Source organism: Bradyrhizobium sp. sGM-13 (assembly GCF_018398875.1).
Taxonomy (GTDB): domain Bacteria; phylum Pseudomonadota; class Alphaproteobacteria; order Rhizobiales; family Xanthobacteraceae; genus Bradyrhizobium.
Genome location: NZ_JAGWDK010000029.1, coordinates 61,376 through 67,609, shown reverse-complemented (window position 1 = coordinate 67,609; position 6,234 = coordinate 61,376). Strand labels below are relative to the sequence as shown.

5 protein-coding genes and 1 pseudogene are annotated in these 6,234 nt (G+C 61.2%); 5 read left to right on the top strand and 1 reads right to left on the bottom strand.

Features of this window, described 5'->3' with window-relative positions; genetic code table 11:
* The 5 genes and pseudogenes from KJQ96_RS41830 to KJQ96_RS30910 all read left to right on the top strand — a co-directional run.
* Positions 1 to 81, top strand: a pseudogene (locus KJQ96_RS41830) (chemotaxis protein CheW); the annotation flags it as partial.
* Between the two features lie 24 nt (positions 82 to 105).
* Entirely contained in the window at positions 106 to 483 is a 378-nt protein-coding gene (locus KJQ96_RS30925) for a PleD family two-component system response regulator (RefSeq protein ID WP_213290139.1), read from the top strand.
* A gap of 41 nt (positions 484 to 524) precedes the next feature.
* On the top strand, positions 525 to 1,397 hold the full coding sequence (locus KJQ96_RS30920) for a protein-glutamate O-methyltransferase CheR (protein ID WP_213290138.1): 873 nt from the start codon (positions 525 to 527) through the stop codon (positions 1,395 to 1,397).
* A 3-nt stretch (positions 1,398 to 1,400) separates the two neighbouring features.
* A complete protein-coding gene (locus KJQ96_RS30915) occupies positions 1,401 to 1,724 on the top strand; it encodes a PilZ domain-containing protein (RefSeq protein WP_213290137.1) in 324 nt (107 codons plus the stop codon).
* Between the two features lie 272 nt (positions 1,725 to 1,996).
* Positions 1,997 to 2,638: a response regulator transcription factor gene (locus KJQ96_RS30910; RefSeq protein ID WP_213290136.1), complete on the top strand. Its 642-nt coding sequence runs from the start codon at positions 1,997 to 1,999 to the stop codon at positions 2,636 to 2,638.
* A 79-nt stretch (positions 2,639 to 2,717) separates the two neighbouring features.
* On the opposite strand, the gene KJQ96_RS30905 is transcribed toward KJQ96_RS30910, so the two are convergent.
* Positions 2,718 to 6,221, bottom strand: a complete 3,504-nt coding sequence (locus KJQ96_RS30905) for a PAS domain S-box protein (protein WP_213290135.1) — start codon at positions 6,219 to 6,221, stop codon at positions 2,718 to 2,720.
* Between the last annotated feature and the right edge of the window lie 13 nt (positions 6,222 to 6,234).

The window sequence follows — 6,234 nt, the reverse complement described above, 5'->3', positions numbered from 1 at the left end:
CGCCTCGACGGCCAGCTCATGGTCGTCCTCGACGTCGATCGCGTTCTCGAAATCATGCCGAAAACAACCCTCGCAGCATAGCGCTTGTCAAGCAAGGAGGCCGAGATGAAAACCTGTCTTGTCGTCGATGATTCCAGCATCGTGCGAAAGATCGCGCGACGCATCCTCGAAGAAATGGATTTCCAGATTACCGAAGCCGAGGACGGCGAGCAGGCGCTTGAAGCCTGCAAGCGCGCGATGCCCACGGCAGTTCTGCTCGACTGGAATATGCCGGTCATGGACGGCTACGAGTTCCTCGGCCATTTGCGCAAACTGCCCGGCGGCGACGCGCCCAAGGTGGTGTTCTGCACCACCGAGAACGGCATGGATCATATATCTCGCGCGCTGCATGCCGGCGCCAACGAGTACATCATGAAGCCGTTCGACAAGGAGATCGTCGCGGCAAAATTCCAGGAAGTCGGCCTGGTCGCGCTCCCGGAATAGAGCCCGATCTAAATCTTATCGCTTGTCCTTGAGAGGCTCCCGTGACCCCGCCAGACTATGAATATCTGCGTAAGCTCCTGAAGGATCATTCCGGTCTCGACCTGTCCGCAGACAAGCAATACCTGATCCAAAGCCGCCTGCTTCCGCTCTCGCGCAAATGCGGTGTATCGGGCATCGGCGAACTCGTGCAGAAAATGAAGGGCGGATCATCATCGATCATCGTCCAGGTGGTCGAGGCCATGACCACCAACGAGACCTTCTTCTTTCGCGACAAGGTGCCATTCGAACACTTCCGCGATACGATCATGCCGGAGCTGTTGAAGGCGCGCGCCGGCCGCAAGAGCATCAGGATATGGTGTGCCGCCGGCTCGACCGGCCAGGAGCCGTATTCGCTTGCCATGTCGCTGAAGGAAATGGGCACGGCGCTAGCCGGCTGGCGGATCGAGATCATCGCGACCGACCTGTCGCAGGAAGTGCTCGAAAAATCGAAGTCGGGCATCTACAGCCAATTCGAAGTTCAGCGCGGCCTTCCGATTCAGCTTCTCGTCAAATATTTCAAGCAGAACGGCGAACTGTGGCAGATCAGCCCGGAGCTACGCGGCATGGTGCAGCATCGCCAGCTTAATCTGCTGCACGATTTCTCCCAGCTCGGCACCTTCGATGTCATCTTCTGCCGCAACGTCCTGATCTATTTCGATCAGGAGACCAAGATCAATATCTTTGGCCGCCTCGCCAAGGCAATGGAAGGCGATGGCTTCCTGGTGCTGGGAGCGGCGGAAACGGTCGTCGGCCTGACTGATGTCTTCAAGCCGTTCCCGGACAAGCGCGGCCTCTATCGGCCGAGCGGTGCGCGTGCCGCATCTCCGCAGGGCGCAGCGGCAATGCCAAAAATCGCGGCAATAGCGGGGCGATGAGCGATGACAGAAGACGGCAAGGGCACGGAGCGGGTTACATTCAGCCGCGGCTATGATGTCTGTATCATGGCGATCGACGGGACCTGGCGCAGGGACTGCCAGCTCAACGCGATCTCGGACACCGACGCCGAACTGACGGTGGAAGGCTCCATTCAAGGTCTCAATCTCAAGGAGTTCTTCCTGCTGCTGTCGTCGACCGGCCTCGCCTATCGCCGGTGCGAGCTTGTTCGTGTCAACGGCACGGAAATGGACATCCGCTTCCTGAGAGGCAAGCCCAGCAAGAAAAAGTCAGGCGCGTCGTCAAAATCTGAAGAGGCGATGAGCTGAAGCGGATGGCTCTGCGGGCCAAGCATGCATGGCGGCCGCGGCCTTTGTGTAGCGGGAGATACTCGTTAAGCACGATGACGTTGATGGAACTCTCGGGAGCGCCGGACGAAACTTCCCTGGCAATCATTTGTTCAATTAGTCGCAGGCTATTCTTATAGATGTGCGTTACTACTTGTGCGCTAAGCCATGGTCCCGTACAAATACGGTCCGGTATGAAGTGAATACCGTTATCCGAGTGTGCGTCACATTCAACCACGCATGGACGATGGAACATGGCTGAAAAAGCCCCCTCCCGCGGGGAGATTTTCGTAGTCGATGACGACCCTGCCGTTCGCGACACGCTTTCGATGGTACTGTCGGCAGCCGGCTATCAGGTCATCTGTTTCGCCGACGGCGCCGCGCTGCTGGCGGTGGCACGAACGCGGACGCCAGCCTGCATCCTGCTCGACGTGCATATCCCTGGTAAGTCCGGCCTCGATATTCTGAGAGAGCTTCATGGTGAGGACTACCCTGCACCGATCTTCATGGTCTCAGGGCAGGGCGATATCGCCATGGCGGTCAGCGCCATCAAGAACGGCGCGCTGGACTTCATCGAAAAGCCGTTTCGCGGCAGCGACATCGTGGCAAGACTCGATGAGGCAATCGAGGCCTATGCTCGCCGGCAGGCGCAAAGTACGTCGTCGCGCATCGCGGCGCTGCATTTTCCGGGACGGGAACCGCTCACGCGACGCGAACGCGAGGTGCTGGAGCAGTTCACCGCGGGCGCGTCCAACAAGGAAGCGGGGCGACATCTCGGGATCAGCCCGCGCACGATTGAGGACCACCGCGCCAATATAATGAAGAAACTCGGCGCGCGGAATGCCGCCGACCTGGTTCGCATCGTGATGACCACCCAGCGGCAGGGCCAGATCTGATCCATCGCTGATCGAGACTGATCGCAGGCAGGCCAGCTCCGGCGCGGCCTTGCGCTGGATGCAGGTGCCGCCCTTGCGATCAATCGGCGAGCGCCTTGCGGATCATGATCGCCATATCCGATTTCCGATAGGGCTTGGCGAGCAGCAATACGCCTTCGTCGAGTCGCCCGTGATGAATGATGGCATTCTCGGTATAGCCCGAGGTGAACAATACCCTTAGTCCGGGCCTGGCCTTCGCTATCTCGTCGGCGAGCTGGCGGCCGTTCATGCCGGGCATGATCACGTCGGTGAACAGCAGATCAAACGGACGGCCGGTATGGACCAACGCGAGGGCTTCAGTGGCGTTCGCCGCATCCAGCGTGACGTAACCAAGTGAATGCAGTTGCGCCAGCACATAGTGGCGCACCAGCTTGTCGTCCTCCACCACCAGAATTGTTTCATGGCCGCCCTCGACAGCCGGCGCCAGTGTAGCCTCGGCCGCCGGCAATGTGCCCGTGGCCGGCGGCAGATACATCTTGATCGTCGTGCCATGGCCTTCTTCGCTGTAGATCATGATGTGGCCGGCCGATTGTTTGATGAAGCCGTACACCATGCTCAGCCCGAGGCCGGTACCCTTGCCAGGTCCTTTCGAGGTGAAGAACGGATTGAATACCTTGTCGAGCATCGCAGCCGGAATGCCGGTTCCGGTATCGCTCACCGCAATCATGGCGTAGCGACCGGGTCGGACGTCGCTTTGCATCCTCGCATAATTGTCGTCGAGCATGACGAAGCCGGTTTCGATGATGAGTTTGCCGCCATCGGGCATCGCGTCGCGGGCGTTTAGGGCCAGATTGAGGATCGCGGTGGCCAGTTGATTGGGATCGACGATCGCAGCGCATGTTTCGTCTTCGAACACGGATTCGATTTCGACGTGCTCGCCGAGCGTCCGCTGCAGCAGTTTCGCGGTGTCGATAATCAGCGTGTTGACGTCGGTTACCTTCGGCTCCAGCGGCTGCTTGCGCGCGAAGGCGAGCAGGTGCTGGGTTAGGTCGGCGCCGCGTGAGGCCGCCTCGTCGATCATTCGCGTGATGGCGGCAAGCTGCGGTTCGCCCTTGACGGCGTCGGCCAGAATTTCGATCGTTCCGGTGATCACCGTCAGGATATTGTTGAAATCGTGTGCGATGCCGCCGGTGAGCTGTCCCATCGCCTCCATCTTCTCGGCCTGCCGGATCCTGTCCTCGGCCGCGATCTGGTCGGTGAGGTCGCGCATGAAGCCGTTGAACACGAAGCCGTTGCGCCGCCGAAGCGCGGTAATGCTGAGCTCGACCTTGATTTCCTTTCCGTCTCGCCGCATCGCCTCGATTTCGAGGCGGCGGTCGAGGATGGCAGCCTCGCCGGTGCGCAGAAACCGCTCCAGGCCGGCCTTGTGGACGGCGCGATGGACAGCCGGAATGATCAGCTCGCTCAGCTTGGTGCCGATCGCCTCCGCCCGCGACCAGCCGAGTATCTTCTCCGCTTGCGAGTTCCAGTCGGTGACGATGCCCTGATCGTCCATCTGCACGAAAGCGTCGAGCGCGGTGTCGATGATGCCGCGCGCGAGCTGTTCGCTTTCGCGCAACGTCTCTTGCGCCAGCCGGCCCTCGGTCATGTCACGGCCGACGAAGAAGAAGCGCTTGACCGGCTCGGACCATGTCCCGAGCCATGACAACCACACCTCTCGTCCATCCTTGTGAATGCAGCGGGTGTCGGACATCTTCGGGCGCAGCCCGCGCCGTGCTGCACGCATTTCCTGACGCGAGGTCTCGAGGTGGTCGGGGTGGATAAAATCCTCGCCGCTGCGCCCGATCATTTCTTCCGGCCGATAACCCAATATGGCCTCGCAGCTCGGGCTGATCTGAACCAGGAATCCTCGGGAATCCATCACCATGATCAGGTCCTGCGAGGTCTCGAAGATGCGGCGAAGCTCTTCGGTCTGTTGCCGCAGCACCTGCCTGGTCTTGTTGGTTTCGGTGATGTCGCGTGCCACCTTCGAGATGCCGATGGTCGCGCCCGAGGGGGCCTTGATCGGGGAGACGCTGAGCGAGACTTCAATCCGGGCGCCATCCTTTTTCAGGCGGACGGTTTCATGTTGCTCGATGCGTTCGCCCGAGCCGATCCGGCGTAACGTGTCATGCACCTCGGGCAGCCGGTCCATCGGAACGACAAGGGTAATGCTCTTGCCCACAGTTTCCGCGGCCGTGTACCCGTACAGCCGCTCCGCGGCCGAATTCCAGCCGGTGATCGTGCCATCGAGCGACGTCGTGACGATGGCGTCACTGGAGGACTCGACCGCTGCGCTGAACAGCCGTTCCCGTTCTGCATGATGATCGCGCGCAGCTACGGTGCGGCGATGCTCCTCAACCTCCTGTTGGAGCGCCGCGGTTTTTGCATTGATCTCCTCGATTGCGTACGCAAACGCCCGCGCGAGCACGCCGGTCTCGCCGCGTGCATCGACCGGGATGGCCGGCTTCCCTTTGGCCATGCCCTGAACGGCTTCGGTGAGGCGGACAAGCGGCCGGGCCAGCGACCTCGCGATCAGCAGCGCCAGCACTGCTGCGCACAACACCGCGATCGCTCCGACCAGAAGCGAGGTATTTCGGATGCTCGCAGCCGGCGCCATGATCACGGTGTTCGGGGTAGTCTCGATGATCCCAACCCATTCGGAACCGGCCAGGACGGCGGGAGCAAACGCGATCCCGTTGGACCGCCCAGCTTGGTCCGCAATGATTTCGGCGCTGCCTTGCTTTGCCCCGGCCTGCGACGCCAGGTGCGGGAAGTCAGCTTTCCAGTCGTTGGGCTTGCCGAGCAACAAGCCGAATTCGCGCGACCGGTCAGGGTGAATGAGATAGTCGCCCTGCCGGTTGATGACGTAGATCGTCTCGCCCGGCCAGGCCGATGCTCTGATACGATCGAACGCGCGCCGCATGTCGACATTGATCATGAAAATCCCGAACGGCTTACCGTCGGTCGTGAAAATCGGCGTCGCGACGCGGAGTGTCGGCCGGTGCACCTCTTCGATCAGGCCGTTGAAGCGGCCGAGATCGAGCGGCGAGACGTAGAGCTGTTTAGGACCCAGCCGGATCGTTTCCTGGAAATAGCCGCGATCGCCTCGCTTCAGCAGGCTCGCTTCAGGGACGATCCGAACCGTGCCGTTTGGTCCATTGCGGTCGACGCGGACCAGCTCGCGGCCGTCGTCGTCGAGGCCGATAATCCGAAACATCGCGTAGGTCGGCTTGGCTTCGAGTTCCGCCGCGAAACGTGACGCTATCCGGTCGCGCCAGATCTTTTCGGAGACGCCATCGACCGGATCGATGCCGCCCGCCTGGCGGGCACGGACCAGCCCGTGCAGCGCCACCGCCGAACGAAAGCCCGCAACATCTCCGGTCGCGCTCGCCGCATAATATTCCAGATCGGTCGCGAGCTGCCGTGAATGCGTCTCGATGCGGTCGCGAGCACGCTGCAGGAGCGCCTGTTCCAGGTTGTGATAGCTCAGCCATCCGACCGCGGTAACCGCGAGCGCGACCAACGCAATCATCGCGATGGCTAGCCTGGTTGTGAGCGTCATGTCGGTGTTCGCT

Coding starts and splice junctions, on each gene's coding strand:
- KJQ96_RS30915 (WP_213290137.1), top strand. CDS start 1,401: ATGACAGAAGACGGCAAGGGCACGGAGCGGGTTACATTCAGCCGCGGC.
- KJQ96_RS30910 (WP_213290136.1), top strand. CDS start 1,997: ATGGCTGAAAAAGCCCCCTCCCGCGGGGAGATTTTCGTAGTCGATGAC.
- KJQ96_RS30925 (WP_213290139.1), top strand. CDS start 106: ATGAAAACCTGTCTTGTCGTCGATGATTCCAGCATCGTGCGAAAGATC.
- KJQ96_RS30905 (WP_213290135.1), bottom strand. CDS start 6,221: ATGACGCTCACAACCAGGCTAGCCATCGCGATGATTGCGTTGGTCGCG.